At 73.1% G+C, this 24,638-nt stretch carries 23 protein-coding genes; 10 read left to right on the top strand and 13 right to left on the bottom strand.

The features are described from left to right. Positions 1–246 precede the first annotated feature (246 nt). Positions 247–687 carry a Zn-ribbon domain-containing OB-fold protein gene (locus J2S22_RS02490; protein WP_272780472.1) on the top strand — a complete coding sequence of 147 codons (441 nt, stop codon included), beginning with the start codon at positions 247–249 and terminating at the stop codon, positions 685–687. Between the two features lie 12 nt (positions 688–699). After that, entirely contained in the window at positions 700–1,842 is a 1,143-nt protein-coding gene (locus J2S22_RS02485) for a thiolase family protein (protein ID WP_272780471.1), read from the top strand. Positions 1,843–1,927: 85 nt separating this feature from the next. On the opposite strand, the gene J2S22_RS02480 is transcribed toward J2S22_RS02485, so the two are convergent. After that, positions 1,928–2,536, bottom strand: a complete 609-nt coding sequence (locus tag J2S22_RS02480; protein WP_272780470.1) for a glutathione S-transferase family protein — start codon at positions 2,534–2,536, stop codon at positions 1,928–1,930. A 391-nt stretch (positions 2,537–2,927) separates the two neighbouring features. Here J2S22_RS02480 and J2S22_RS02475 point away from each other — a divergent pair, with 391 nt between their 5' ends. The 7 genes from J2S22_RS02475 (at position 2,928) to J2S22_RS02445 (ending at position 10,010) form a co-directional block, all read left to right on the top strand. After that, on the top strand, positions 2,928–4,277 hold the full coding sequence (locus tag J2S22_RS02475; protein ID WP_272780469.1) for an MFS transporter: 1,350 nt from the start codon (positions 2,928–2,930) through the stop codon (positions 4,275–4,277). A 131-nt stretch (positions 4,278–4,408) separates the two neighbouring features. Then, a complete protein-coding gene (locus J2S22_RS02470; RefSeq protein WP_272780468.1) occupies positions 4,409–5,278 on the top strand; it encodes a fumarate hydratase in 870 nt (289 codons plus the stop codon). 9 nt (positions 5,279–5,287) lie between these two features. Beyond that, positions 5,288–5,914: a fumarate hydratase C-terminal domain-containing protein gene (locus J2S22_RS02465; protein ID WP_272780467.1), complete on the top strand. Its 627-nt coding sequence runs from the start codon at positions 5,288–5,290 to the stop codon at positions 5,912–5,914. Positions 5,915–6,028: 114 nt separating this feature from the next. Next, positions 6,029–6,877 carry an alpha/beta fold hydrolase gene (locus J2S22_RS02460; RefSeq protein ID WP_272780466.1) on the top strand — a complete coding sequence of 283 codons (849 nt, stop codon included), beginning with the start codon at positions 6,029–6,031 and terminating at the stop codon, positions 6,875–6,877. A gap of 100 nt (positions 6,878–6,977) precedes the next feature. Beyond that, complete coding sequence (locus J2S22_RS02455) at positions 6,978–7,964, top strand: Bug family tripartite tricarboxylate transporter substrate binding protein (RefSeq protein ID WP_272780465.1); 987 nt, start codon at positions 6,978–6,980, stop codon at positions 7,962–7,964. Between the two features lie 313 nt (positions 7,965–8,277). Next, entirely contained in the window at positions 8,278–9,243 is a 966-nt protein-coding gene (locus J2S22_RS02450; RefSeq protein WP_272780464.1) for a Bug family tripartite tricarboxylate transporter substrate binding protein, read from the top strand. Positions 9,244–9,329: 86 nt separating this feature from the next. Beyond that, positions 9,330–10,010 carry a flavin reductase family protein gene (locus tag J2S22_RS02445; RefSeq protein WP_272780463.1) on the top strand — a complete coding sequence of 227 codons (681 nt, stop codon included), beginning with the start codon at positions 9,330–9,332 and terminating at the stop codon, positions 10,008–10,010. A 297-nt stretch (positions 10,011–10,307) separates the two neighbouring features. On the opposite strand, the gene J2S22_RS02440 is transcribed toward J2S22_RS02445, so the two are convergent. The 6 genes from J2S22_RS02440 to J2S22_RS02415 all read right to left on the bottom strand — a co-directional run bounded on the left by J2S22_RS02440 (position 10,308) and on the right by J2S22_RS02415 (position 16,509). After that, positions 10,308–11,237, bottom strand: coding sequence for a 2-hydroxyacid dehydrogenase (locus J2S22_RS02440; protein ID WP_272776160.1), 930 nt, complete (start codon positions 11,235–11,237; stop codon positions 10,308–10,310). Between the two features lie 69 nt (positions 11,238–11,306). Beyond that, positions 11,307–12,098, bottom strand: a complete 792-nt coding sequence (locus J2S22_RS02435) for an enoyl-CoA hydratase-related protein (RefSeq protein ID WP_272776159.1) — start codon at positions 12,096–12,098, stop codon at positions 11,307–11,309. A 15-nt stretch (positions 12,099–12,113) separates the two neighbouring features. Continuing rightward, a complete protein-coding gene (gene paaH, locus J2S22_RS02430; protein WP_272776158.1) occupies positions 12,114–13,646 on the bottom strand; it encodes a 3-hydroxyacyl-CoA dehydrogenase PaaH in 1,533 nt (510 codons plus the stop codon). Positions 13,647–13,669: 23 nt separating this feature from the next. Further along, entirely contained in the window at positions 13,670–14,563 is an 894-nt protein-coding gene (locus J2S22_RS02425; RefSeq protein WP_272776157.1) for an amidohydrolase family protein, read from the bottom strand. An 11-nt stretch (positions 14,564–14,574) separates the two neighbouring features. Next, positions 14,575–15,177: a carboxymuconolactone decarboxylase family protein gene (locus tag J2S22_RS02420; RefSeq protein ID WP_272776156.1), complete on the bottom strand. Its 603-nt coding sequence runs from the start codon at positions 15,175–15,177 to the stop codon at positions 14,575–14,577. Positions 15,178–15,195: 18 nt separating this feature from the next. Further along, positions 15,196–16,509, bottom strand: a complete 1,314-nt coding sequence (locus J2S22_RS02415; RefSeq protein ID WP_272776155.1) for a CaiB/BaiF CoA transferase family protein — start codon at positions 16,507–16,509, stop codon at positions 15,196–15,198. A gap of 677 nt (positions 16,510–17,186) precedes the next feature. Here J2S22_RS02415 and J2S22_RS02410 point away from each other — a divergent pair. Beyond that, on the top strand, positions 17,187–17,933 hold the full coding sequence (locus J2S22_RS02410; RefSeq protein ID WP_272776154.1) for a GntR family transcriptional regulator: 747 nt from the start codon (positions 17,187–17,189) through the stop codon (positions 17,931–17,933). Between the two features lie 40 nt (positions 17,934–17,973). On the opposite strand, the gene acnA is transcribed toward J2S22_RS02410, so the two are convergent. The 6 genes from acnA to J2S22_RS02380 form a co-directional block, all read right to left on the bottom strand. Continuing rightward, a complete protein-coding gene (gene acnA, locus J2S22_RS02405; RefSeq protein WP_272776153.1) occupies positions 17,974–20,655 on the bottom strand; it encodes an aconitate hydratase AcnA in 2,682 nt (893 codons plus the stop codon). A gap of 169 nt (positions 20,656–20,824) precedes the next feature. Then, positions 20,825–21,826: an SDR family oxidoreductase gene (locus tag J2S22_RS02400; protein WP_272776152.1), complete on the bottom strand. Its 1,002-nt coding sequence runs from the start codon at positions 21,824–21,826 to the stop codon at positions 20,825–20,827. Positions 21,827–21,866: 40 nt separating this feature from the next. Further along, on the bottom strand, positions 21,867–22,193 hold the full coding sequence (locus tag J2S22_RS02395; protein ID WP_272776151.1) for a hypothetical protein: 327 nt from the start codon (positions 22,191–22,193) through the stop codon (positions 21,867–21,869). Between the two features lie 112 nt (positions 22,194–22,305). After that, complete coding sequence (locus J2S22_RS02390; RefSeq protein WP_272776150.1) at positions 22,306–22,917, bottom strand: DedA family protein; 612 nt, start codon at positions 22,915–22,917, stop codon at positions 22,306–22,308. A gap of 122 nt (positions 22,918–23,039) precedes the next feature. Further along, positions 23,040–24,137: an endonuclease/exonuclease/phosphatase family protein gene (locus J2S22_RS02385; protein WP_272776149.1), complete on the bottom strand. Its 1,098-nt coding sequence runs from the start codon at positions 24,135–24,137 to the stop codon at positions 23,040–23,042. Positions 24,138–24,226: 89 nt separating this feature from the next. After that, positions 24,227–24,385 (bottom strand): hypothetical protein, encoded by a 159-nt coding sequence (locus tag J2S22_RS02380; RefSeq protein WP_272776148.1) that lies wholly within the window; start codon positions 24,383–24,385, stop codon positions 24,227–24,229. Between the last annotated feature and the right edge of the window lie 253 nt (positions 24,386–24,638).

Below are 24,638 nucleotides of genomic sequence, written 5' to 3'. Positions count from 1 at the left end.
TGCTCCGGGCCGTGGCCCATAGTGCCGGACCCGCGTCACGACGCATCCTCCGATCGCCGCCGCGCCGGCCGGCGTGCGGCGTGCGGGCGTGCCGGCGTGCCCGCATGCGCCCCTCTCCACGGCCGTGCCTTGACCTGCTCCGGTCGTTAGGCTAGCTTTATGACCTAATTAATCGGGAGGAGCCGGCGGCGCGACCCGATCCCGTCTCGCGCCGGAGAGCGGCCCTCGCACGGGAGCATGGCAGACATGGCGAACGACACCGGGGGCCCGCGCAGGGCCGCAATTCGTGACGGCTTGCTGACCGAGCCGCTGGACGATCTCAGCAAGGTCCGGCTGCAGGGATCGCGCTGCCGCCAGTGCGGCGAGGTCACGCTCGGCCGCAACAGCCTCTGCCCGAACTGCGGCGGCAGCGAGCTGGAGGTCGTCCCGCTCTCCGACCGCGGCGAGCTGTGGACCTACACGGTGGTGCGCCACAAGCCGCCGGGAGACTATCGCGGACCGGAGCCGTTCCGGCCGTTCGGCCTCGGCCTCGTCGAGCTGCCGGACGGGCTGCGGGTGATGTCGCCGATCGAGGGCGACGTCGACAGCCTGACCGTCGGCATGCCGCTGACCCTGAAGGTCGCGGTCCATCACACCGGACCGTCGGGCGAGGACGTCGTCGCCTTCGCGTTCGCACCGGCGCGCTGAGGGGGATCGATCATGTCAGACGTCGTGATTCTGGGAGCCGGCATCCATCCGTTCGGCCGCTTCGACACGAGCTACGAGGAGATCGGTGCCACCGCGGCGGCAGCCGCCCTCGCCGACGCCGGGGTCGCCTGGAAGGACATCCAGGCCGCCTATCTGGCCCGCATGTACCTGCCCGCCACGTCCGGGGCGCGCATCCTGCGCCGCCTGGGCTCGACCGACATCCCGATCGTCGACGTCGAGGCGGCGTGCGCCTCCGGCGGCGTCGCGCTGCGGCAGGCGATCCTGGCGATCCGCTCCGGCGAGGCCGATCTCGTGATGGTGCTCGGCACCGAGAAGATGCCGCGCGGCTTCATGGACCCGCGGATGATCTACGCGCCGTGGCAGATCGAGATGGGCATGTCGCTCAACCCGAGCTACTGGTCGATGCGGGCGCGCCGCCACATGCACGAGTTCGGCACCACCGACCTGCACATCGCCAAGGTCGCCTACAAGAACCACCGGAACAGCGTGCACAATCCGAACGCCATGTACCGGAAGGAGTTCAGCCTGGAGGAGATCGCCAACTCTCCGCTGGTCTGCGACCCGATCCGCCGGCTGGAGATCTGCGCGCCCAACGACGGCGCCGCGGCCGTGATCGTCGCCTCGAAGGAGCGGGCCGCGAAGCTCGGCGGCAATCCGATCACCATCGCGGCCTGCTGCCACAGCATCGCGCGGTTCTCGGCCGACTTCCGCTGCCCGGCCGACAGCATGAGCGCCACCGCGAACAATCCCGGCCCGACCGAGGTGACCGGACACATGGCCTACGAGCGGGCGGGCCTCGGTCCGGACGACATCGACTGCTTCGAGGTGCAGGACACCGACGCGTTCTGCGAGGTCGAGATCTACGAGGAGCTCGGCCTGTGCGGGCTCGGCGAGGCCGGCCGGCTGATCGACGAGGGCACGACCGAGATCGGCGGCGCCAAGCCGGTGAACATGAGCGGCGGCCTGATCAGCAAGGGCGAGCCGGTCGGCGCGTCGCATCTCGGCCAGGTGGTGGAGATCGTGTCCCAGCTCCGCGGCCAGTCCGGCAAGCGCCAGGTCGAAGGCGCCAAGGTCGGGCTCGCGCACGTGCTCGGCGCCGGCGGCAACTGCGCCGTGACGATCCTGAAGCGCTGACGTCGCACGCTTCGAGGAGACGGACCGGCGGGCGCGAGCCCGCCGGTCCTTTGCATATCGACCGCCCGCGAAGGGCGGCGGCCGGTCAGCCGTCGCGCGGCTCGGTCGCGACGGCCGACGGGCGTCGCGAAAAGTCGGCCAGCCAGGCCGCGGTCTTCGGATGGCTCGGACGCCACTGCAGGTCGGGGAAGCGGAAGTCCGTGTAGGAGAGCGCGCAGCCGATCGCGATGTGCCCGATGCCGAACGGCGCCGCCGTCAGCGCGTCGGCCTCGTTCTCCAGCGTGGCGAGGCTCGCCTCGAACTTCGCCTCGAAGGCGGACAGATAGTCCGGATCGGGGTTCTTGCGCTCACGCTCGTTGCGCCACAGGATCAGAAGATCGAGCAGCCCGTCGCCGAGCGCGCAGCGGCGCATCGCCGTGAAATACGCCTTCTGCTCCTCCGGGAACAGCTTCGGGCCGCCATGCAGGCCGTCGAGATACTCGCAGATCACGACCGAATCGTAGAGCGGCGCGCCGTCGTCGAGGATCAGGGTCGGGATCTTGTTCAGCGGATTGTCGGGAAGCAGATCCGGATTCGGCTTCGTCATGGCGACGACGGTCCGCCGCAGCTCCAGCCTGTCCACGAGGCCGGCCTCGTGGGCGAACAGCATCACCTTGCGGACGAACGGAGATCGGGGAGACCAGTGAAGTTTCATCGGGAGCCTCTTTTCTCGATCGTGGGCGTGTGCGTGGAGCCGGGGTGCCGACGGCCTCCCGTCGGGTCGAATCCGTCGGCGGTGGCCCGCTCTTCGACGCCGCGCGACCGGCCGGCAACCGCGCCGCCGGGGCCGTCGTGGAGGAGCGTGCCGGGGACGCTACATCCCGCCGTTCCGGCGCCCCATCCGTATCGACCACGTGTTGACACATATCTGCCGTTGGGCTAGAAATATGTCCTAATAAAGTCACGTATGTGACCTATAACACCGATCCCGTCCACCGCCTCCGCGGTGCGACGTTCCCCCGAGAGACCGCCCCCGACCGACCGCCCCCGACAGAGAGCCGTACCCCCGAAAGAGAACCAGCAGCGTCTTGCATCAGGAGGTAGGCATGGCTGTCACAGCCGCCGGTCCCGTTCCCCATGTCGTCAGCGACGCCGACGTCGCCTATCGGAAGATCTTCCTCCGAATCCTTCCCTTCCTGATGTTCTGCTATCTGCTGGCGTTCGTCGACCGGTCGAACATCGGCTTCGCCAAGCTGCACTTCATGCGGGACCTCGGCTTCTCCGAGGCCGTGTACGGCTTCGCCGCGGGCGTCTTCTATCTCGGCTACATCCTGTGCGAGGTGCCAAGCAACCTGATCCTCGAGCGGATCGGCGTGCGCAAGACCCTGATGCGCATCATGGTGGTCTGGGGCCTGTGCGCCGCCGCGACCGCCGCCATCACGGCGGACTGGCATCTCTACGTCCTGCGCTTCCTGCTCGGCGCCGGCGAGGCGGGCTTCTTTCCCGGCATGCTGTTCTACCTCACCCTGTGGACCCCGGCCAAACGGCGGGCCCGCCTCACCGCGGTGTTCATGGCGTCGATCGGCGTGTCCGGCATCATCGGCGGCCCGCTCTCCGGCTGGATCATGACCTCCATGGCCGGCGTGCACGGCCTGGCCGGATGGCAGTGGCTGTTCATCGTCGAAGGGCTGCCGACGGTCGCCTGCGGCATCGTCGCCTTCTTCTATCTCCAGGACTCGCCGCGCGACGCGACCTGGCTGACCGATCGCGAGAAGGCCCTGGTGCTGGCCGATCTCGAGGCGGAGAGCGCGGCCCAGAAGGAGCGGTCGCATCACTCCTTCGGCGCGGCGCTGCGCGCCCCGAAGTTCTACGTTCTGGTCGGCCTCGCGCTCGGCCTGCTCGCCGGCACCGGCGGCATCTTCTTCTGGCTGCCGACCATCATCCGCAACGCCGGCGTCAAGGACGTGCTCACCGTCGGGCTCCTGTCGGCGATCCCGTTCATCGTCGGCGTCGCGGTGCAGCAGATCGTCGCCTGGCACTCCGACAAGACGCTGGAGCGGCGCTGGCACGCCGCCGGTCCCGCCCTGATCGCGGGCCTCGGCTGGGTGGTGCTGCCCGCCGTGTCGAGCAGCCCGGCGCTGTCGCTCGCCGCGCTGACGCTGACGACCGCCGGCACGCTCGGCGCCATGGGCCCGTTCTGGACGCTGCCGGCATCGTTCCTCACCGGCCCGGCCCGAGCCGGCGGCATCGCCCTGATCACGACGCTCGGCGGCGTCGGCAGCTTCTTCAGCCCGTGGCTGGTCGGCTGGATCACCAGCCACACGGGCACGCTGACCGCCGGCCAGTACTATTACGGCGCCCTGATGGTGGTCGGCGCGGTCGTGCTGCTCCTCGGCATCGAGGACACGCGCCAGCCGGCCGGCATCGGGCGGGGCATCGGAACCAGCCGGCCGTAGAGCGCCGGACCGCGGCCGGCCGCCGGCCGGTCGACACGCCTTGCGAGACACCTGCCCCGGGCCTCCGCCCGGGGCCCCCGCGCCCGGGGATCCGGGCGCGAAGAGGACAGTGCCCGAAGAGGACAGTGCCCGTGCCAGTCACCTACGAGCAGGTCAAGGCGGTCGCCGCGCAGCTCTACGGCAGCGCCCTGAAGAAGGTGCCCGAGGACACCAAGGCGGCGCTGGTCCGCGCCCATGCGGCGGAGACCAGCCCGGTCGCCCGGAGCGTGCTGTCGATGATGATCGCCAGCGCCCGCCGGGCCGAGGAGGCCGATCGCCATCTCTGCTCCGACGCCGGCATTCCGACCTACTTCGTCAAGATCGGCACCGCCGTCACGTTGCAGGGCAACATCCGCCAGGCCATCTCCGACGGCTTCGACCATCTGGTCGCGACGATCCAGCCGCCCATCCTCAAGCACGTCACCAATCCACTGACGCTGGAGCGCGGCCACAAGGGCCGGAGCATGCCGCTGGTGAGCTTCGATCTCGTCGACGGCGCCGACTATCTGGAGATCGTCTGCTCGCCGAAGGGTCTCGGCGCCGGCCGGTGGGCGGCGCTCGAGATCTTCAGCTTCCCGACGCTCGACGTGATCGAGCGCTACGTGATGGACTGCGTCCTCAAGGCGGGATCGCAGCACTGCCCGCCCGTGGTGATCGGCGTCGGCATCGGCGGCACCTTCGACGTCTGCGCCAAGCTCGCCAAGCAGGCGTCGTTGCGGCCGTTCGGCCTGATCAATCCGGAGCCGATCCTCGCCGACATGGAGGCGCGGCTGCTCGACGCCGTCAACAAGACCGGCTTCGGCCCGATGGGGACCGGCGGCGACACCACCGCCCTCGCCGTCCATGTCGACTACGCCGCGTCGCACGGCTTCGTCCCGGTCGCCGTGTGCTTCAACTGCTGGATCAACCGCCGGGCCGGCGCGCGCCTCTACGACGACGGCCGCATCGAGACGTTCGAATAGGGGCACGCCATGCCGGACATCAAGCCTCTCGTGCTGCCGTTGACGGAAGCGAGCGTCCGGACCCTGCGGGCCGGCGACCTGGTGACGCTGAACGGCGACATCACCATCACGGCGGGCCTGCCGACCCATCGCCGCATCGTCGAATACATGGAGGCCGGGCGGCCGCTCCCGATCGACATCACCGGGGACACCCTCTTCCACCTCGGCAGCTACAGCCGGGAGACGGAGGGCCGCTTCGAGGTCCTCTACATGAACCCGACCACCAGCACCCGCTTCGACAGCCTGATGCCGGGACTCATCCGCCACTATCGGCTGCGGATGGTCGGCGGCAAGGGCGGCCTCGCCATGGCGTCGACCGAGGCGATGAAGGAGGTCGGCTGCGTGTACCTGTCCTTCCTGGGCGGCGGCTGCGCCCTGCTGAGCGACGCGATCGTGTCCGTGGTCGCCGTCGCCTGGGACGACCTCATCTCGCATTACCGGCTGGTCAGGCTGCGGGTCGCGGATCTCGGGCCGCTCGTCGTCGGCATCGACAGTCACGGCGACAGCATCTTCGAGCAGTGCTCGCGCACCGCCGAGGCCCGCCTGCCCGAGATCGCGAGAGCGCTCGACGCGGAACGGGGGCGCCGGATGGGCTGACCCGGCCCGCGCCCGACCGGCGGCCCCTCGCCGCCGGTCCGCGATCGACCGACCGAACCGTCAACGAGGGCTCGCGCCATGCAGGCGAGCCCGACAAGGAGAGGAGCCCGACCGATGAAGCACCTGGTTCTGACTTTGGGGACGCTGACCGTCGCCCTGGCCGTGCTGGTCACGGCCGCGACGGCCGCCGACCGCCGCCGCGAGATCGTCCGCCACGGCGACGTCGAGATCGACGTGATCGTCGACGGCAACGGCCCCGCCGTGGTGCTGCTGCCGTCGCTCGCCCGCGACTCGGAGGATTACGACGCCGTGGCCGAGGGGCTCGCCGCGAAGGGCTTCCGGGTGCTGCGGCCGCAGCCGCGCGGCATCGGCCGCAGCAAGGGGCCGATGACCGGCGTCTCGCTGCACGACTTCGCCCGCGACGTCGCGACCGTGATCGAGACGCTGGGCGGCGGCCGTGCCGTCGTGGTCGGTCACGCCTACGGCAACTGGGTCGCGCGGATGACCGCCGTCGACCACCCTGCCCTGGTCCGCGGTGTCGTCATCGCCGCGGCGGCCGCCAAGCAGTACGCGCCGGAGCTCTCGGTCGCGGTGACCAAGGCGGGCAATCCGTCGCTGCCGGAGGAGGAGCGGCTCGCCGCGCTGCGGTTCGGCTTCTTCGCCCCCGGCAACGACCCGCGCGTCTGGCTCGACGGCTGGCACCCGCAGGTGCGCGACGCCCAGCGCGCCGCCGCCGCCGCGGTCAAGCAGAGCGAGTGGTGGTCGGGCGGCACGGCGCCGCTGCTCGACCTGCAGGCCGAGCAGGACCCGTTCAAGCCGGCGGCCAAGCGCAACGAGATGAAGGACGAGTTCGGGGCCCGCGTCACCGTCGCCGTGATCCCGAACGCCAGTCACGCGCTCATTCCCGAGCAGCCGCAGGCGGTGGTCGACGCGCTCGCGGCCTGGATCGCCACGCTGCCGTGATCCGGGCGGCCGCGCGCCCCGCGGCCGCGTCCGCCGTGCGCCGCCCGGGCCGACGCCACGCGTCGGTCCGGCGGGGCGCCGATCCTCACAGGAGCTGATCATGCGAACAGGATGGAACAGCCTGGCTCTCGCCGCCGTGGCGGCGTGCGTCCTCGGCACGGCATGGCCCGGCGGCGCCGCGGCGGCGGCGTGGCCGGAGTCGCCGGTGCGCATCGTGGTTCCCTACGCGGCGGGCGGATCGACCGACGTGGTCGCCCGCCTGGTCGCGGCACGCCTCCAGGTCCGGCTCGGCCAGCCGGTGGTCGTCGAGAACACGGCCGGCAGCGCCGGCAATCTCGGCGCCGCGGCGGTCGCCCGCGCCCAGCCCGACGGCTACACGCTGCTGATGGCGACCCCCGGCCCCGCGGTGATGAACCAGTTCATGTACCGCAAGATGCCGTTCGACACCGCGAAGGCGTTCACGCCGGTGGTCTCGATCGCCTACTTCCCGAGCGTGCTGGTGGTGGGCCCGAAGGTGAAGGCGACGACCGTGAAGGCGTTCGTCGCCGAGATGAAGGCGGCGCCGCACGGCGCCACCTTCGGCAGCGCGGGCGTCGGCTCGACCGGTCATCTCGGCGGCACCGTCTTCGTGTCGAGCACCGGCATCGCCGGGACGCACGTGCCGTATCGCGGCAGTGCGCCGATGCTCCAGGATCTGCTCGCCGGCAACCTCGACTTCACCATCGACACGGTGCCGGGCCTGATGAGCTTCATCACCTCGGGAACCGTGCGGGCGCTCGCCGTCACCGGCAGGGGCCGGGCGGCGTCGATCCCGAACGTCCCCGACAACGCCGAGGCCGGCATTCCCGACATCGAGATGGGGAGCTGGCTCGCCTTCCTGGCACCGGCCGGCACGCCGCGGGCGATCGTCGCCCGCATCAATGCCGAGGTCGACGCCGCCCTGAAGGAGCCGGAGCTGGCGCAGCGCATCCGCGACCTCGGCGCGGTGCCGACCGGCGGCACGCCGGAGAGCCTCGCCGCCTTCATGGCCGGCGAGACCGCCAAGTGGAAGGCCGTGATCGAGACGGCCGGCATCCGGATCGAGTGAGTCCGCCATGGGCGGAGGCGCACGCCGAGCGACGAAGCGGCGCCCCCGTCCCTCGGCCACGTGCCCCGGACGAGGCGCAGCAGGTCGGAGACCCGATGCGCCGCAGAGCCGGGGCCCAGGGGCGGCACGGCGAGGCATCCTCGACCGCCTCGCCGGCCGCCCTGGGTCCCGGGTCGCGGCACGCCGCGCCCGGGACACGAGGCCCGTCCCGGGGCGCGGCAGCGATGCCGACACCGTCCTGAACAGGATTCGAAGATCGACCACCCGAAGGGCAGACGCCCTCTCAACCACAACGAGACCAAGGGAGAACACCATGACGAGGACCGGGCTGCTCGCCGGGCTGCTCACCGCCGCGACCCTGATCGGCACGGCGCAGGCACAGGAGTTTCCGCGGACCACCATCCAGCTGATCAATCCCTACGCGGCCGGCGGCTCGGCCGATCTGCTCGCCCGGACGGTCGCCGCCGCGATGGCCGAGCGGCTCGGCAAGGAGGTCATCGTCGTCAACAAGCCGGGGGCCGGCACGACCATCGGGGCGAGCTTCGTCGCCCATGCGGAGCCGGACGGCCACACGCTCTATCTCTCGACCGCGACCGCCCACGCGATCATGCCGCGCCTCTCCAAGACGGCGTATGACGGCCTCGCCGACTTCGCGCCGATCGCCATGCTGGCCAACGTGCCGAACGTGCTGGTGGTGCGGTCCTCGCTGCCGGTGAAGAGCGTGCCGGAGCTGATCGCCTGGGCCAAGGCGCACCCGAACGCGCTGAACTTCGCCTCGGTGGGCATCGGCAGCCAGCCGCATCTCGCCGCGGAGCTGTTCATGCAGACGACCGGGACCCGCATGGTCCACGTCCCCTACACGGGCGTCGCGCCGGCGACCACGGATCTGGTCTCCGGCCAGATGGATCTCGGCTTCCTCAACGCACCGCCGCTGCTCCAGCACATCCAGTCCGGCGCCCTGCGGGCGCTGGCGGTGACGATCCCGAAGCGGGCCGACCTGCTGCCGAACGTGCCGACCCTGGACGAGCTCGGCCTCGCCGGCTTCGACATCGGCACCTGGTACGGCCTCTCGGCGCCGGCGAAGACGCCCGGGCCGGTGCTCGACAAGCTCCGCCGCACGCTCGCCGCCGTCATGGCCGACCCGGCGGTGCGCGGCAGGATCGTCAGCCAGGGGAGCGAGGTGTTCTACCTGGACGGCGACGCCTTCGCGGCCTACCTGAGGCGCGACGCCGAGCGGATGGCCCGCCTGATCGACACGGCCGGCATCAAGACGCGCTGACCCGAACCCCCTGATTCGCGACACCCCGACCCGACACACGCCGACCCGACACACGCCGGCCAACGCCGCCGGCCGGAGCACCCGACATGTCCGACGACTTCGTCACCATCGACAGCCAGAGCCTCGACACCGAGGCGGCGTACCGGCTCATCGTCGGCTGCGTCGTGCCCCGGCCGGTCGCCTGGATCACCAGCGTGGATCGGAACGGCCTCGTCAACGCGGCGCCGTTCAGCTCCTACAACTACGTCGCCACCACGCCGCCGATGCTCGCCGTGAACATCGCGCTGCGTCCCGGCACGCCGGTCGGGACGATCAAGGACACGGCCCGCAACATCACGGAGAGCCGCGAGTTCGTCGTCAACGTCGCGACCGAGGCGACCATGGAGCTGATGCATCGCACCGGGCAGAACTTCCCGCCCGAGATCAGCGAGGTGGAGGCGCTCGGCATCCCGCTGCTGCCGAGCAGCAAGGTCGCGCCGCCGCGCATCGCGCTGTCGCCCGTGCAGATGGAATGCCGGCTCGACCAGGTGGTGGTGCTCGGGCGCGGCATCAACACGCTCTACATCGGCGAGGTGGTCGCCTTCCACCTGTCGCCGGACATCTACGACGGGCGGCGGGTGGACGGCGTCGCGATGCGGCCGATCGCGCGGCTCGGCGGACCGTTCTACGCGGCGCTCGGCGAGATCTTCGAGCGCCCGATGCTGCAGCGTCCCCCGGGCGGCGAAGGCTGGGCCGGAGGGGAGAAGGAGCCCCGCAAGGACGGGTGACGACAACCGCCGCTGACCTTGCCTCTCGCCGTCACCCTGAGGTGGGGGGGGGGGGGGGGGGCCCCCCCCGGCGGGGGGGGGGGGGGCGGCGCCCGCGCCCCCGCAGACACCCCCCCCCCGCCCCGCGAAGGGGCCCCCCCCGCGCGGCGGGGGGCGGGGGGGGGGGGGGGGGGGCGCCGCCCCCCCCCCCGGCGGGGCCCCCCCCCCCGCCGCGCCCGCCCCCCCCCCCCCCCCCCGGGCGGGCCCGGCCCCCCCCGCCCACCTCAGGATGACGGGTCGAGCACCAGGGCGCCAGTATCATCCCTCCGCCCGAGCCGCGTCGAAGAACGGGCGCCCCGTCCGGTAGGCGTCGATGTCGTGGATCACGCGGGCGATGATCGCGGCGCGCGTCTCGCGGGTGATCGAGGCCGAGTGCGGCGACAGGACGACGTTGTCGAGCGCGAGGAAGCGCGGGTCGATCGCCGGCTCGGTCGCGAAGACGTCGAGCGCCGCGCCGTAGATGCGGCCGGCGTCCAGCGCCTCCAGCAGCGCCGGCTCGTCGACGACGGAGCCACGCGCGACGTTGACCAGCACGCCGTCCGGCCCCAGCGCGTCGAGCACGGCCGCGTCGACCAGATGCCGGGTCTCCTCGCCGCCCGGGCAGGCGAGAACGAGCACGTCGCTGCGCGCCGCCAGCGTGACGACGTCCGCCACGTGCTCGTACGGCGCGTCCTTGCGGCTGCGCGCGTGATAGAGCACGCGCATGCCGATCGCCTGCGCCCGGTCGGCGACGTGGCGTCCGATGCGGCCGAGGCCGACGACGCCGACCGTCCGGCCGGCGACGCGGCGCGTCGCGGCGATGCGCTCCCCACCCCAGCGGCCCTGGCGCACGAAGGCGTCGGCGCGCAGCGTGCCGCGCAGCACGGCGTAGATCATCGCGATGGCGGCGTCGCCGACGTCCTCGGCGATCTCGTCCGGCGTGTGGGCGACCGCGATGCCGCGCCGCCGCGCCTCGGCGAGATCGATGGTCTCCAGCCCGATGCCCTGGCTGACCACGAGCCGCAGATCCGGGCAGGCGTCGAACTCGCGCGCACCGGCGCCGACGATTCCGGTGGTGACGGCGATGTCGAACCCGGTCCACGGCTCCGCCCGCGAGCGGTCGAGCTCGACCAGCGCGAACCGCTCCGTCAGCGCGGCCCGCAGGTCGGGCGGAATGTAACCGAGAACCAGGAGCTGGTGATCAGGCAAGGCAACCTCCGATGGCGCTCCGCGGGCGGACGGCCGGCGGGCCGCGCCGCGGACTCATCGCCCGCGGATTCACCGGCCCTGGTACACCGGCTTGCGCTTCTCCAGGAAGGCCGTCATGCCTTCGGTCTGGTCTGCGCTGTCGAACAGCATCACGAAAGCCTTGCGCTCCAGCGCCAGCGCCGTCTCCAGCGGCACGTCCTGGCCGAGCCCGACGACCTCCTTGACGGCGCGCACGGCGAGCGGCGGCATCGTGGTGACGGTCCGGGCGAGCGCGAGCGCGCGGTCGAGCGCCCCGCCCTTCGCCACCACCTCGGTGATCATGCCCATGGCGAGCGCCTCTGGCGCCTTCACGGCCTCGCCGGTCAGCATCAGCTTCATGGCCCGGTACTTCCCGATGGCGCGGATCAGCCGCTGCGAGCCGCCGGCGCCCGGCATGATGCCGACCCGGATCTCCGGCTGGCCGAACGCCGCATCCTCGCCGGCGACGATCATGTCGCAGCACAGCGCGAGCTCGCAGCCGCCGCCGAGCGCATAGCCCTCGACCGCGGCGATCAGGATCTTCGGGCAGTGGCGCAGCACGTCGAACACGTGCCCGGTCCGCTGCGCGACATGCGTCTGCGGCGTCATCGCGACCATCTCGGCGATGTCGGTCCCGGCGACGAAGCAGCCGCCCGCTCCGGTGAGCACGATCACCTGCACCGAGTCGTCGGCCGCGAGCGTCTCGATCGCGCCGGCGATCAGCCCCTTCACCTCGAGGTTGAGGGCGTTGCGGCGCTCGGGCCGGTCGATGGTGACGATCGCGACGCGGTCTTCGCGCCGCGTGATCGTCACCGGCGGCTTGGCGGCCGAGGAGTTCGTCATGGCATCGTGTCCGGATCAGTTCGACGGATGGAAGGGACGCCCGGTGAGGGCGTGGCGGCGCAGCAGCGGCGCCGTGCGATAGCGGTCCTCGCCGTAGGCCGCGGCGAGCGCGTCGATGACGGCGGTGATCCGGGCGGCGCCGAGCGTGTCGCACCAGGCGAGCGGCCCGCGCGGATAATTGACGCCCTTGAGCATGGACAGGTCGATGTCGGCGACGCTGCCGACCCGCTGATGCGCGGCGTCGGCCGCCTCGTTGACCAGCATGGCGACGGTGCGCATCACGGCGAGGCCGGGCGCGTCGTCGAGCACCGACACGGTCTTGCCGAGCGCCTGGAAGAAGCCCGCCGCCGTGGCGCACGCGCCGGCCGGCGCCTGGTCGGCCGCGGCGATCGCGATGCGCCCGGCCGTCGCGTAGTCGAGCGCGAGGTCGAACAGGATCTCCGGGCCGCCGTCGGCGGCGAAGCGCGCCGTGGCGCTGCGCCCGTCGGTGAGCGCGAGCGCGACGCCGTCGATGCGAAGCAGGCCCGGCCCGTCGCGCCGCGTCACCGTCAGCCCGGCCGCCTCGGCGAGGGCCGGGAGCGCCGCGGCCGGACCGAGGTCGCCCTCGATCACGACGCTGGTCGGCCGCGGCCCCGCCGGCGCGTCGTCCGGCGCGGGCGGCGGCGCGCCCTTGGCGTAGTCGTAGAAGCCGCGGCCGGTCTTGCGGCCGAGCTGGCCGGCCTCGACCAGCTCCTTCTGGACCAGCGACGGCTTGTAGCGCGGATCCTGGAACAGCAGCTCCCACACGGTGCGGGTCACGGCGTAGTTCACGTCGTGGCCGATCAGGTCCATCAGCTCGCACGGTCCCATGCGGAAGCCGCCGGCCTCGCGCAGGATGGCGTCGAGCGTCGCCGGCGTCGCGGCCCCTTCGGCGATCAGCCGCAGCGTCTCGCCGTAGAACGGCCGCGCCACGCGGTTGACGATGAAGCCGGGCGTCGAGCGGCAATGCACCGGCGTCTTGCCCCAGGCCCGGCAGGTCGCGAAGGCGGTGGCGGCGACGGCCGGCGCCGTGACGTGCCCGCTGACGATCTCGACCAGCGGCAGGATCGGGGCCGGGTTGAAGAAGTGCACGCCGAGAAAGCGCTCCGGCCGGTCGAGCACGGCGGCGAGCGCCGTCACCGACAGCGACGAGGTGTTGGTCGAGAGGATCGCGTCGGGCGCCACCGCGGCCTCGACGCGCCGGAACAGGTCGCGCTTGACCGAGAAGTCCTCGACGATCGCCTCGATGACGAGGCCGGCCGGGCCGATGTCGTCGAGGCGCGGCATCGCCGTGATGCGGCCGAGCTGGGCGTCGCGCTCGGCGGCCGCGAGCCTGCCCTTGTCGACGAGGCGGTCGAGGTCGCGGCGCAGACCGTCGAGGCCGCGCTGGATCGCGCCGGGCGCGGCGTCGTGGAGCAGCACCGGATGCCCGGCCCGGGCGGCGACGAGCGCGATGCCGCTGCCCATGGTCCCGGCGCCGATCACGGCGACCGGGACGGTGGCCGGCAGGGCCGGTGCGGCGTCAGTCATTGCGTTTCTCCGAAAAGCAGGGCTCAGGCCGGGATGCCATTGCCGAACCCGTAGAGCTCGGCCGGGTTGTCGGCGAGAATCTGGCGGCGCAGGTCGTCGTCGCCGAGCCAGGTGGTGAACAGATCGAGCAGCCGGCCGGCGTCCGGGGCGGGGTCGAGCCGGACATAGGGCCAGTCGGATCCCCAGACGAGCCGGTCCGGCGCGACGGCGACGAGGGCGTCGTGCAGCGGGCGGACGTCGGGATAGCCGGGCGCGGTGCGCGACACGCGGCACACCGAGAGCTTCACCCACACATGGCCGGTCTTCATCGCGTCCAGGATCGCCCGGAAGCCGGGGTCGTGCGGGCCGCGGGCCGGGTCCGGGCAGCCCATGTGGTCGAGGACGAGCGGCACGCCGAGCGTCAGCAGATCGGGCAGCAGCGCGGCGTAGTCGCCCGCCTTGGCCCACAGCTGCGCGTGCAGGCCGAGCGCCCGCATGCGCGGCGCCAGCGCGGCGAGGTGCTCGACGCCGACGCTGCCCGGATAGCGGCCGCCGCCCGGCGCCCGCATCTCGACGAAGCGCAGGCCGCAGATGCCGCCGGCGCGCCACGCCGCGAGCGTCGCGTCGTCGATCGCGCTGTCGGTGGCCGCCACGCCCTTCAGGGCGCCGCCGGACCCGCGGATCGCGGCCAGCATGGCGGCCGGGTCGTCGGCATAGGGGGCCGGCTGGGTGAGCACGCCGTAGCGGACCCCGAGCGTTTGGCGGGCGGCGGCGTGAACCCGGGGCGAGGCGTCGGGCAGCGCGTAGACGGAGGCCTGCTTCGGCGGGAACGCGTCGAACGGCCCGAAGACATGGCTGTGCGCGTCGCACGCGTCCGGCGGCAGCGCGATCGCCGGCTCCGACACCGGCGGAGCGGGAACGACGTCGAGGTCGGGCATGATGATCCTCGTCAGATGCGACGGGCCGGCGGCAGCGGGGTGATCAGCCCGTCCGACTGCGGCAGCGGGGCGATCGGCTCGTCGACGCCGTCCGGCAGCGGGACGGCGTGGACGTTGAGGGTCATCGACACCATCGTGTAGTAGCCCACGACGCCGGCGAGCTCGACGGCGCCGCGCGCGCCGAAGCGCGCCACGACCGCCGCGTAGACGGCGTCCTCCACCTGTCCGGCCTGCACGAGCTGGCGGGCGAACTCGTAGACGTCCGCCTCGTCCGGATCGGCGAAGACCGGCGCCTCGCCGCGGCGGATCGCCTCGATGATCGCGGCGGCGAGCCCGGCCTTGGCGGCGGCGGCGGAATGCGCCCACCATTCGACCTGGCTGGTGTAGCGCCGGCCGACCACGATGATGGCGAGCTCGCTGAGGCGCGGCGGCAGGCAGGTGTCGTAGCGCAGGAACTCGCCGAAGGCGGACCAGCGGCGGGCGAGCTCGGGGCTGTGGATGACGGCGCGCAGCGGGCCGATCATCTTGCCGCGCTTGCCGGTCACCACGCTCGCGTGGACGGCGCGCTGCGCGTCCGTCATCTCGTCCGGCTCGGGAAGCGGAATGCGGGCCATGGCGGTCTCTCGTGTCGCTCAGGTCACGCCGCGGGCGGCGATGTCGCTCAGCGCCGCGTCGTCCAGCCCGAGCTCGGCGAGGACCTCGCGGGTGTGCTGGCCCAGCACCGGCGGGGCGCGGTCGAAGCGCAGCGGCGCCTCGGCGAAGCGCAGCGGGCTCACCACCTGGGGCACCGTCCCGGCGACCGGGTGCGGCAGGTCCCGCTTCATCTGCCGGTGGCGGATCTGCGGGTCGTCGAACACCTGCGGGATCGTGTTGATCGGCGCGCAGGGCACGCCGACGGCGTCGAGCGCGGCGATCAGCGCGTCGCGCTCGAAGCTGCGGAACCGTTCGGTCAGCCGCGCGGTCAGGACCGCGTTGTTGCGGACCCGCCCCGCATTGGTGGCGAAGCGCTCGTCGCTCGCCCATTCGGCGCGGTCGAGAACCTGGCACAGCCGGGCGAACTGCCCGTCGTTGCCGACCGCCAGCACGAGATGGCCGTCGGCGCACGGGAACACGTCCTGCGGCTGGATGTTGGGATGCCGGTTGCCGCCGCGCTGCGGCACCCGGCCGGAGAGCATCCAGTTCATCGCCTGGTTGGCCAGCACGGCGGCCTGGACGTCCAGCATGGCGAGGTCGATCGTCTCGCCCTGCCCGGTCTCGGCGCGCCGCGCCAGCGCCGCCAGCACGGCGACGGCCGCGTACATGCCGGTCATCAGGTCGACGATCGGCAGCCCGACCTTCTGCGGGCCGCCGCCCGGCAGGTCGTCGCGCTCGCCCGTCACGCTCATCAGCCCGCCCATCGCCTGTATGGCGAAGTCGTAGGCCGCCTGGTCCTTGCGCGGGCCGTCCTGGCCGAAGCCGGTGACCGAGCAGTAGATCAGCCGGGGATTGACGGCGCGCAGCGAGGCGGCGTCGAGCCGGTAGCGCTCCAGCGTGCCGGCCTTGAAGTTCTCGATCGCGACGTCGGCCGTGGCGGCGAGGCGGTGGAGGATCTCCTGCCCTTCCGGCTTGGTGATGTCGATCGTCACCGAGCGCTTGCCGCGGTTGACGGCCAGGAAGTAGCCGGCGTCGCGGGTCGGCTCGCCGCCGGCGCTCTTCAGGAACGGCGGCCCCCAGCCGCGCGTGTCGTCGCCGGCGCCGGGGCGCTCGATCTTGATGACGTCGGCGCCGAGATCGGCGAAGATCTGGGTCGCCCAGGGGGCGGCCAGGATGCGCCCCATGTCGAGCACCCGGACATGGGCCAGCGGGCCGACCCGCGGCGGCTGCGATCCGGTCGCGGTGTCGTCGGTCGCCGCTTCGGCGGGCCGGGTCGCCCGTTCGGCGGGACGAGGTGATGGCGGTACGGGCATGGCGGCTCCGGCTGTTCGTGCGTCCGGCGTGGTCGCGTCTCGATCGTCCGGCCCGTCGATGCTCGCTCGAGCCGGGCCGGTACCGGCGTCGACCCGGGCTGCCGGGCCGGCCTGCCGGCCGGCCTGCGGGCCGGGCGCCGGCCCGGCCAGGAGTCGACGCGAAGCACCTCCGGGGGAGGAGCAAAGTGCCGTTGAGCTAGTTATATGACCTTTTCGGCCTTGCTTGTCCAGCGCATTTTCCCTGACCCGTCTGTACGATCCACCGGCGGACATCCCGTCACGGCGCGCCACTCGACGCCTGTCTCCGCCCCGCCCCGGGAGCGCTCGACCGTTCGTTCGCGCCGTTCCGGGCACCGTCCGCCGGCCGGGGCCGGCCGCATGCCGCGGTCGGCGAGCTCCGGCGCAACTCGCGCGCGGCGCGAGAGTTGCGCCGCAGCAAATCCGGCTTAGTTGCATTGACTAGGAGAATGGGTTATGGAGTCGTCGACACCGCGACGCACGGGTGACTCGTGCCCTCCTCGGCAGCCCGGCCGACACGTTTCGCGGCCCTCGCGACGGTCCGTCGTCGTGCCTGTCCGGGGCCTGCCGCCGCGTCGGCGCGTGGCACCCCGGAGCGCGCGGCCGCGCGCCGCCGTCCGCAACTGCGCCGACATGAAGCGATCGGCCCGGCCTGACCCATGAGCTCACCCAAGACCGACATCGCGCCCGATCTCAGCCGCAGCGCCGTCGCGCGCTACATCCAGCTGGCCAGCCTGTTCCGGCGGCGGATCGAATCCGGCCAGTGGCCGGTCGGGCAGCAGATCCCGACCGTCGACGAGCTGGCCGAGGAGGTCGGCGTCGCCCGGGCCACCATCCGGCAGGCCCTCGACGAGCTCGCCAAGGACCAGCTGATCGAGCGGTTCCGCGCCAAGGGCACGTTCGTGCGCAAGCGCCCCGAGGTGCAGGCGTGGTGCGAGGTCGCCACCGACTGGTCGGGGCTGCTGATGCCGCGCGAGAACGCCGTCATCGAGACGCTGTCGGAGGAGCGCGGGATCCAGCCGGCGCACGTGATGCACCCGATCGGCAAGCTCGCGCCGTCCTACCAGCGCATGCGCCGCCTGCATTCGCGCAACGGCACGCCCTATTACCTCAGCAATCTCTGCATCGACGAGCGCCTGGCCGGGAAGATCTCGAAGAAGGACTTCCAGACCAAGCCGGCCCTGAAGCTGATCGCCGACGTCCCCGGCCTGAAGATCAAGGACGCGCGGCAGACGCTGACCATCGCCACCGCCGACGTGGAGACCGCGAAGCTCCTCGACATCTCGCTGAACGCGCCGGTCGCCATCGTCCATCGCACCGTGGTCGACCGCGACGGCTGCCTGGTGTTCATCGGCGAAGGCCAGTATCGCGGCGACACCTTCCGGGTCGACATGAAGCTGAAGTGAACCGGTCCGGGCGTCCGCCGCTCAGCCCGGCGCGCGCCGTTCAGGCCGTCGGCCCGCCCGGCGCGCCCGCGAGACCGCGCCGCACGACCGGCAGCACGCCGCCGCCGGCGAGATCCGCCGCCTCCTCCTCGGTGTCGATCCGGCACCGCACCGGCGCCTCGACGACGCTCCCGTCCGCACGATGGAAGCGCGCCGTCGCCGTGCCGCCGGGGCGCAGCGCCGCGAGCCCCGCCAGGTCGACCGTCTCGAAGCCGTCCAGGCCCAGCGACGCCGGGCCCTGCCCGGCCGCGAGTTGCAGCGGCAGCACGCCGAGCGCGACCAGGTTGGCGCGGTGGATGCGCTCGAAGCTCTCGGCCAGCACGGCCGCGACGCCGAGGATGCGGGTGCCCTTGGCGGCCCAGTCGCGCGCCGACCCGGCGCCGTAGTTGCGCCCCGCGACCACGACCATCGGCGTGCCCGCGTCGCGATACTGTCGCGCAGCGGCGTGGATGGTGGTGATCGCGCCGCCCGGCGTCAGGCGGGTGAAGCCCCCTTCCCGCTCCGGCACCAGCCGGTTGCGCAGCCGCAGATTGGCGAAGGCGCCGCGCGCCATCACCTCGTGATTGACGCGCCGCGCGCTGTAGGACTGCAGCCCGGCCGCCGTCTCGCCATGGGCGATCAGCCAGGCGGCGGCCTCGGAGTCGGGCGGAATGCGCGACACCGGCGAGATGTGGTCGGTCGTCACGTCGTCGCCGAGCAGCGCCAGGATGCGGGCGCCGCGGATGTCGCCGGTGACGGCGGGGGCCGCGAGGCGGCCGGCCGCGAAGGGCGGCGGCCGCATGAACTGGCTGCCCGGCTCCCAGGCGAAGCGCGGGCCCTCCGGGGCGGCGATCGCGGTCCAGGCCGGCGGGCCGTCGAAGGCGGTCGCGGCGCGCGCCGCATAGCCCTCCGGCGTCACCACGGCGGCCGCGGCGGCGACCGTCGCGTCGTCGGGCCACAGATCCGCCAGCATCACGGGCCGCCCGTCCTTGCCGACACCGACGGGATCGCGTGACAGATCGCGGCGCATGTCGCCGGCGAGCGCATAGGCGACGACCAGCGGCGGCGACGCCAGATAGGCGGCGCGGACCAGCGGATGGATGCGGCCCTCGAAGTTGCGGTTGCCCGACAGCACCGCGGCGACGGCGAGGTTCTCGCTCCGGATCGCCGCCTCGACCTCGGGCGCGAGCGGGCCGGAATTGCCCATGCAGGTCATGCAGCCGTGGCCGACCAGGGCGAAGCCGAGCGCGGCGAGGTCGTCGAGCAGCCCGGCCGCCGCCAGAACGTGGGTGACGACGCGCGAGCCCGGCGACAGCGACGCCTTCACCCAGGGCTTCGCCGTCAGGCCGCGGGCCCGCGCGGCGCGCGCCAGCAGGCCGGCCCGGAGCATCGCGTCGGTGTTGGCCGTGTTGGTGCAGCTGGTGATCGCCGCGATGGCGACGTCGCCGTCGCGGATCGGGCCGGCCGCGGGCCGGCAGCGGTTGGTCGGCGGCAGCGAGTCCGGCACGGCGGACAGGCCGAGCCGCTGGGCCGGCCGTGACGGCCCGGCGACGCTCGGCGCGATCTCCGCGAGGTCGAACTCCAGCGTCTCGTCGAAGCGGCGGCCCTCCGCCGCGTGCCACAGGCCCTGCGCCTTGGCATAGGCCTCGACCAGCGCCACATGGGCGGCGTCGCGGCCGGTGAGGCGGAGATAGTCGAGCGTCTCGCCGTCGACCGGGAAGAACCCCATGGTGGCGCCGTACTCGGGCGCCATGTTGGCGACGGTGGCGCGATCCGGCAGGCGCAGCGCGGCGAGCCCCGGGCCGAAGAACTCGACCACCGTCTCGACGACGCCGTGGCGGCGCAGCAGCGCGGTCAGCGTGAGCGCGAGATCCGTCGCGGTCGCGCCCGGCGGCATCCGGTTCAGAAGCCGCACGCCGAGCACGGGCGGCAGGCGCATCACGACGGCGCGGCCCAGCATGGCGGACAGCGCCTCGATGCCGCCGACGCCCCAGCCGAGCACGCCGAGCGCGTTGACCATGGTGCTGTGGCTGTCGGTGCCGAGCATCGTGTCGGGCCGGGCGATGCCGTCCCGCACCGTCACGACCTGCGCCAGCACCTCGAGATTCATCTGGTGGCAGATGCCGCGGCCGGGCGGCACCACGCGCAGCGCGGAGAAGGCGCGCTCGGCCCAGCGCAGGAAGCGGTAGCGCTCGGCGTTGCGGGCGAACTCGAGGGCGAGGTTCTCGTCCTGCGCGTCCGGCGTGCCGTGGCGGTCGACCTCGACCGAATGATCGACGACGAGGTCGACCGGGATCAGCGGCTCGACCGGCACGCCCGCCGGCGCCTCGTCGCGCAGCGCCGCGAGGTCGGCCAGCACCGGAATGCCGGAGGAGTCCTGCATGAGGATGCGGCCCGGCCGCAGCCGCACCGCGACGTCGCGGCGCCGTGCCGCGATCGCCGCGGCCGCCTCGGTCTCGCCGTGGCGCAGCGCGTCCTCGGCGAGGATCTTCAGGCTCACCGGCAGGTCGTCGAACCGCGCGATTCCGGCCGCCTCCGCCCGCGCCAGCGACACGAAGCCGGGTCCGCCGCCGGGAAGCGTGTCGCGCAGCGTCTCGGGCACGCGGCCGGCGCCGGGGAACGGGGCGCCGCGAAGGTCGGCACGCGGGCGGTCGGGCCCGGCCGCAGCGCGGGCCGGGACCGGGGCGTCGGTGGTGGTGGGCATGGCGGGAACGATCCGGCGGGACTGTGGTCCGGGGGCCCGCCATGGTTCGCCGAACCCGGCCGCAGGTCCAGTTCGTAATTCTCATGGCGGACCGCGCGCCGGACGACGGCGACCGCGCACACGTGCCGCCGGAGGGCGGCGGCGAGCACGCCCGCGAAGGGAGCCGCCGTCAGGGGCCGCCGCCGCCCCCCACGGCGCCGAAGATCTGGCCGGTGGAGTAGCTCGACTCCGACGAGGCGAGCAGGACGTAGAGCGGCGCGAGCTCGGCCGGCTGGCCGGGGCGCTCCAGCGGCGTGCCGGCGCCGAACTGCGGGATGCGGTCGGGCGGCTGGCCGCCCGTCACCTGCAGCGGCGTCCAGATCGGGCCCGGTGCGACGCCGTTGACGCGGATGCCCTTCCCGGCGAGCTGCTTCGCCAGCGCCTTGGTGAACACCATGATGGCGCCCTTGGTGGTGGCGTAGTCCAGCAGGTTCTCCGGCGGCTGGTAGGCCACCACGGACGTGGTGTTGATGATCGCCGCGCCTGGCGGCAGGTGCGGCACCGCCGCCCGGGTGATCCAGACCATCGCGTAGATGTTCGTCTTCATCGTCCAGTCGAGCAGCTCGGTCGTCAGCTCGGTGATCGACTCCAGCGCGTGCTGGCGGGCCGCGTTGTTGACCAGGATGTCGAGGCCGCCGAGCTCCCGCACGGCGTCGGAGACGAGCCGGTCGCAGAAGGCCTCCTCGCGGATGTCGCCGGGCAGCAGGACCGCCTTCCGCCCGGCCTCGCGGACGATCCGCGCCACGTCCTCGGCGTCCGGCTGCTCGGCCGGCAGATAGCTGATCGCGACGTCGGCGCCCTCGCGGGCGAAGGCGATCACGGCCGCCCGGCCGATCCCAGAGTCGCCGCCGGTGACGAGCGCCCGCCGGCCCTGCAGACGGCCGGAGCCCCGATACGAGCCCTCGCCGGTGTCGGGCTGGGGCTGCATCCGGCGGCCGAGACCGGGCCACTCCTGCTGCTGGCGCGGGAACGGCGGCTGCGGATAGGCGGTCTGTGGGTTCTCGAGCGACGACGCTGCGCCGCCCGATCCGCCGGACTGGGCCGACGCCGGCCCGTCGATCGCGGCCAGAAGGCCGCCGGCGAGACCGCCGACCACGGCTCGACGCGACGCGTCGTGAAACCTCTCGCTCATCGCGCTGCTCCGCTCCCTCGATCGTTCGTGCGCCGATCGTTCACGCGCCGCTCTCCACGCCGAGCTCGCGCGCCTTCTTCTCGACCTCGTCGCGGATGTCCGCGATGGTCGGCAGGTCGAGCGACCTGAGGTCGGCGTGAACCTTTCGGGCGGCATCGGAGTGCAGGTCGCGCTTGAAGTTCGTGACCAGCGCCTCGGCCGACCCGTAGCCGCGGTAGCGCTCGATCTCGGCCCCGGTCTTGCGCTTCACCTCCGCGAGCTTCGCCTTGTCGGCGTCCGACCGGCCGTCCGGCCCGGCCCGCATCACCGGATCGAACGCCTTGCGCTCCACGAGGTGCAGAAGCGTGCTGAACTTGTCGCTGGCCATCGCAGGTCTCCCGCAACACACACGACGTCAACCCCCGGGGACGGACGAGGTTCGACGACCGGCGCGCAGATCGACCGGGACCGGGGCGACACGGACCGAAGCGGCACGGTCCTCAGTGACACGGATCGCGCCGCGGCCGGAACGTGATGACCCGATAGACGTACCACGCGGCCGCGGCGCCGATGACGACGTTGCCGATCGGCCCCAGCCAGCCGGCGATCCGCTCGAACTCCGCGCCGAGGAGGAAGCCGCCCGCGGCGAGACCGGCCGACCACAGCCCGGTTCCGATCGCCGAGCAGACCAGGAACCGCCACGGCGGCATGGCGACGATCCCGGCCGGAACCGAGACGACGGTGCGCACGCCCGGCACCAGCCGGCCGAGCAGAACCGCGGCGCCGCAGGACCGGCGGAAGAACGCCTGCGCGCCGTCGAGGTCGCGCGGCTCCAGCGTCAGCCAGCGGCCGTGCCGGGCGGCGAGCCGCCGCAGCCTCTCGCCGCCGAGCCAGCGGCCGAGGCCATACCAGAGCGAGGCGCCGGCCAGCGAGCCGGCCGAGCCGGCGAGGATCACCGGCACGAGGGCGAGCTCGCCGCGCGCCGCGGCGAATCCCGCGAGCGGCATGATCAGCTCCGACGGAATCGGCGGAAACACCGTCTCGACGAGCATCAGGAGCGCGATGCCGAGATAGCCGCTGCGCTCGACGAAGCCGCTGATCCAGCCGAACATGCCGTCCCGTCCCGTCGGTTGGGGCCGGCACGTCGCGGCCCGCGCGCCGCCCCGGCGCCCGCCTCCGGACAAGGGCGCCCCCGCGCGGGAGTTCCGCGGCGGGCGGCGGCCCGCAGGGCGGCTCAGATCCGGTCCACCCGTTCGGTCGTCGCGTCGCTCTCGCACGCGGCGCGCCGCCCCGTCGCGACCACGTCCCGGGCGCGCGCGCGGTCGGCCCGCTCCGGCGCGAGCGCCGGATGGCGGTCGGCGGCCTCCGGGCAGTGGCACACGGCGACCAGGAGAGGCAGGTGATCCGACCCGATCGACGGCAGCACGCGCAGCGCCCGCAGCCGGAACGCCGGGGCGAGGAAGACGTGGTCGAGCGGCCAGCGCAGCAGGCGCCAGTCGGCGTGGAAGGTCGGATAGAGGCCGCGGCCGATGCGCGGATCGAGCAGGCCGCTGACGTCCTGGAACAGGCCGTTGGTGCGCGACCAGGCGACGTCGTTGAGGTCGCCCGCGACGATCGCCGGCGCCTCGCCGCGCCGCACCTCCTGCGCCACCAGCACCAGCTCCGCGTCGCGCTGCGCCGTGTCGGCGCGCGGCGGCGGCCGCGGATGAACCCCGTACAGCACGATCGACTCGCCGGAGCGCAGCCGCACGCCGGTCCTGATCGACGGGATCTGGTCGCTCACCAGATGCCGGATCTCGGCGTCGTGGAGCTCCAGCCGGGAGAAGAGATGCATGCCGTAGGTGTTGTCGCGCGGGCACCGGATCGCGTGCGGGTGCGACGCGGCGAGCGGCCGGAGCGCGGCATCCCACCAGGCGTCCGTCTCGACCAGGAGCACGAGGTCCGGGTCGATGTCGCGGATCAGGGCGAGCAGGCGGCCGCTCCGCCGGTTGCCCTGCCGCACGTTCGAGACCACCAGGACGATCTGCGCGCCGTCCGGGCACGACCGGGCCGCCCCGACCTGGACCCGGTGCAGGGTCGTGTAGGGCCAGATCCGCCACGCCTGCCAGGCCAGCGCCGCGCCCATCAGGCCCATCAGGGCGATGCCGGGCGGCTCGCCCACCGGCAGGAGCAGCGCCGCGGCCAGCATCACGGCGGCGAGCAGGACGGCGATCTGGGCGCGCGGGAAATCCCACACGCGGATCCAGCGCTCCTGGCTCGGCAGTGCCGACAGGACCGTCACCGCGACCAGCGGCAGGCCGAGTCCGAGAATGCCGTAGAAGCCGATCTGCAAGCGATCTCCAGCCGGCGCGTCTGACGATGGGCGGGCATCCGGGGTCGCGTCCCGGCCGCCCTGCCGGAGGCGCCCGTCTCCCCGGACCGTCAGGTCCCGTCGCGGCCGGCCGCCGGCGCGCTCGCCGGTGCGCCCGGCGGCGAGTCCGGCGCCGACATGGTCCTCGCGGCGATCACATAGGTCGCGACGATCAGCAGCAGGGCGAACAGCACCGTGGCGATGCCGGTCTTGTTGAACAGGCTGAACATCGCTCCTCCATCGCCATCGCGCCGCCGTCCCGGCCGGGAGTCGTCACGGCCCGGAGTCGAGACGGCCCGGATTCGGCCGGCCGGCATTCGGCCCGGCCCGCGGTCGACGGGCCCGCGGTCGACCGCGTCACGCCTTCAACCGGCGCGCCGGACGACTGTTCCCTCCGGCACGGCACCGCACCGTCCCCGCGCCGCGCGCCCTGCCCCGCCGGCGTCGCGTCGCGATCCGGCACCGCCGCGCCGCGACCGTACC

The organism is Rhodoplanes tepidamans, assembly GCF_030813915.1.
In the GTDB taxonomy this organism is placed as follows: Bacteria; Pseudomonadota; Alphaproteobacteria; order Rhizobiales; family Xanthobacteraceae; genus Rhodoplanes; species Rhodoplanes tepidamans.
The sequence above is the reverse complement of the archived record's forward strand: the minus strand, read 5'-3'. Positions and strand labels throughout refer to the sequence as shown.

What these genes read in the sequence shown, in the direction of transcription:
- J2S22_RS02485 (WP_272780471.1), top strand. Translation starts at nt 700, where the DNA reads ATGTCAGACGTCGTGATTCTGGGAGCCGGCATCCATCCGTTCGGCCGC.
- acnA (WP_272776153.1), bottom strand. Translation starts at nt 20,655, where the DNA reads ATGCCCACCACCACCGACGCCCCGGTCCCGGCCCGCGCTGCGGCCGGG.
- J2S22_RS02465 (WP_272780467.1), top strand. Translation starts at nt 5,288, where the DNA reads ATGCCGGACATCAAGCCTCTCGTGCTGCCGTTGACGGAAGCGAGCGTC.
- J2S22_RS02395 (WP_272776151.1), bottom strand. Translation starts at nt 22,193, where the DNA reads ATGGCCAGCGACAAGTTCAGCACGCTTCTGCACCTCGTGGAGCGCAAG.
- J2S22_RS02425 (WP_272776157.1), bottom strand. Translation starts at nt 14,563, where the DNA reads ATGCCCGACCTCGACGTCGTTCCCGCTCCGCCGGTGTCGGAGCCGGCG.
- J2S22_RS02490 (WP_272780472.1), top strand. Translation starts at nt 247, where the DNA reads ATGGCGAACGACACCGGGGGCCCGCGCAGGGCCGCAATTCGTGACGGC.
- J2S22_RS02435 (WP_272776159.1), bottom strand. Translation starts at nt 12,098, where the DNA reads ATGACGAACTCCTCGGCCGCCAAGCCGCCGGTGACGATCACGCGGCGC.
- J2S22_RS02475 (WP_272780469.1), top strand. Translation starts at nt 2,928, where the DNA reads ATGGCTGTCACAGCCGCCGGTCCCGTTCCCCATGTCGTCAGCGACGCC.
- J2S22_RS02410 (WP_272776154.1), top strand. Translation starts at nt 17,187, where the DNA reads ATGAGCTCACCCAAGACCGACATCGCGCCCGATCTCAGCCGCAGCGCC.
- J2S22_RS02400 (WP_272776152.1), bottom strand. Translation starts at nt 21,826, where the DNA reads ATGAGCGAGAGGTTTCACGACGCGTCGCGTCGAGCCGTGGTCGGCGGT.
- J2S22_RS02480 (WP_272780470.1), bottom strand. Translation starts at nt 2,536, where the DNA reads ATGAAACTTCACTGGTCTCCCCGATCTCCGTTCGTCCGCAAGGTGATG.
- J2S22_RS02445 (WP_272780463.1), top strand. Translation starts at nt 9,330, where the DNA reads ATGTCCGACGACTTCGTCACCATCGACAGCCAGAGCCTCGACACCGAG.
- J2S22_RS02420 (WP_272776156.1), bottom strand. Translation starts at nt 15,177, where the DNA reads ATGGCCCGCATTCCGCTTCCCGAGCCGGACGAGATGACGGACGCGCAG.
- J2S22_RS02450 (WP_272780464.1), top strand. Translation starts at nt 8,278, where the DNA reads ATGACGAGGACCGGGCTGCTCGCCGGGCTGCTCACCGCCGCGACCCTG.
- J2S22_RS02455 (WP_272780465.1), top strand. Translation starts at nt 6,978, where the DNA reads ATGCGAACAGGATGGAACAGCCTGGCTCTCGCCGCCGTGGCGGCGTGC.
- J2S22_RS02460 (WP_272780466.1), top strand. Translation starts at nt 6,029, where the DNA reads ATGAAGCACCTGGTTCTGACTTTGGGGACGCTGACCGTCGCCCTGGCC.
- J2S22_RS02380 (WP_272776148.1), bottom strand. Translation starts at nt 24,385, where the DNA reads ATGTTCAGCCTGTTCAACAAGACCGGCATCGCCACGGTGCTGTTCGCC.
- J2S22_RS02415 (WP_272776155.1), bottom strand. Translation starts at nt 16,509, where the DNA reads ATGCCCGTACCGCCATCACCTCGTCCCGCCGAACGGGCGACCCGGCCC.
- J2S22_RS02390 (WP_272776150.1), bottom strand. Translation starts at nt 22,917, where the DNA reads ATGTTCGGCTGGATCAGCGGCTTCGTCGAGCGCAGCGGCTATCTCGGC.
- paaH (WP_272776158.1), bottom strand. Translation starts at nt 13,646, where the DNA reads ATGACTGACGCCGCACCGGCCCTGCCGGCCACCGTCCCGGTCGCCGTG.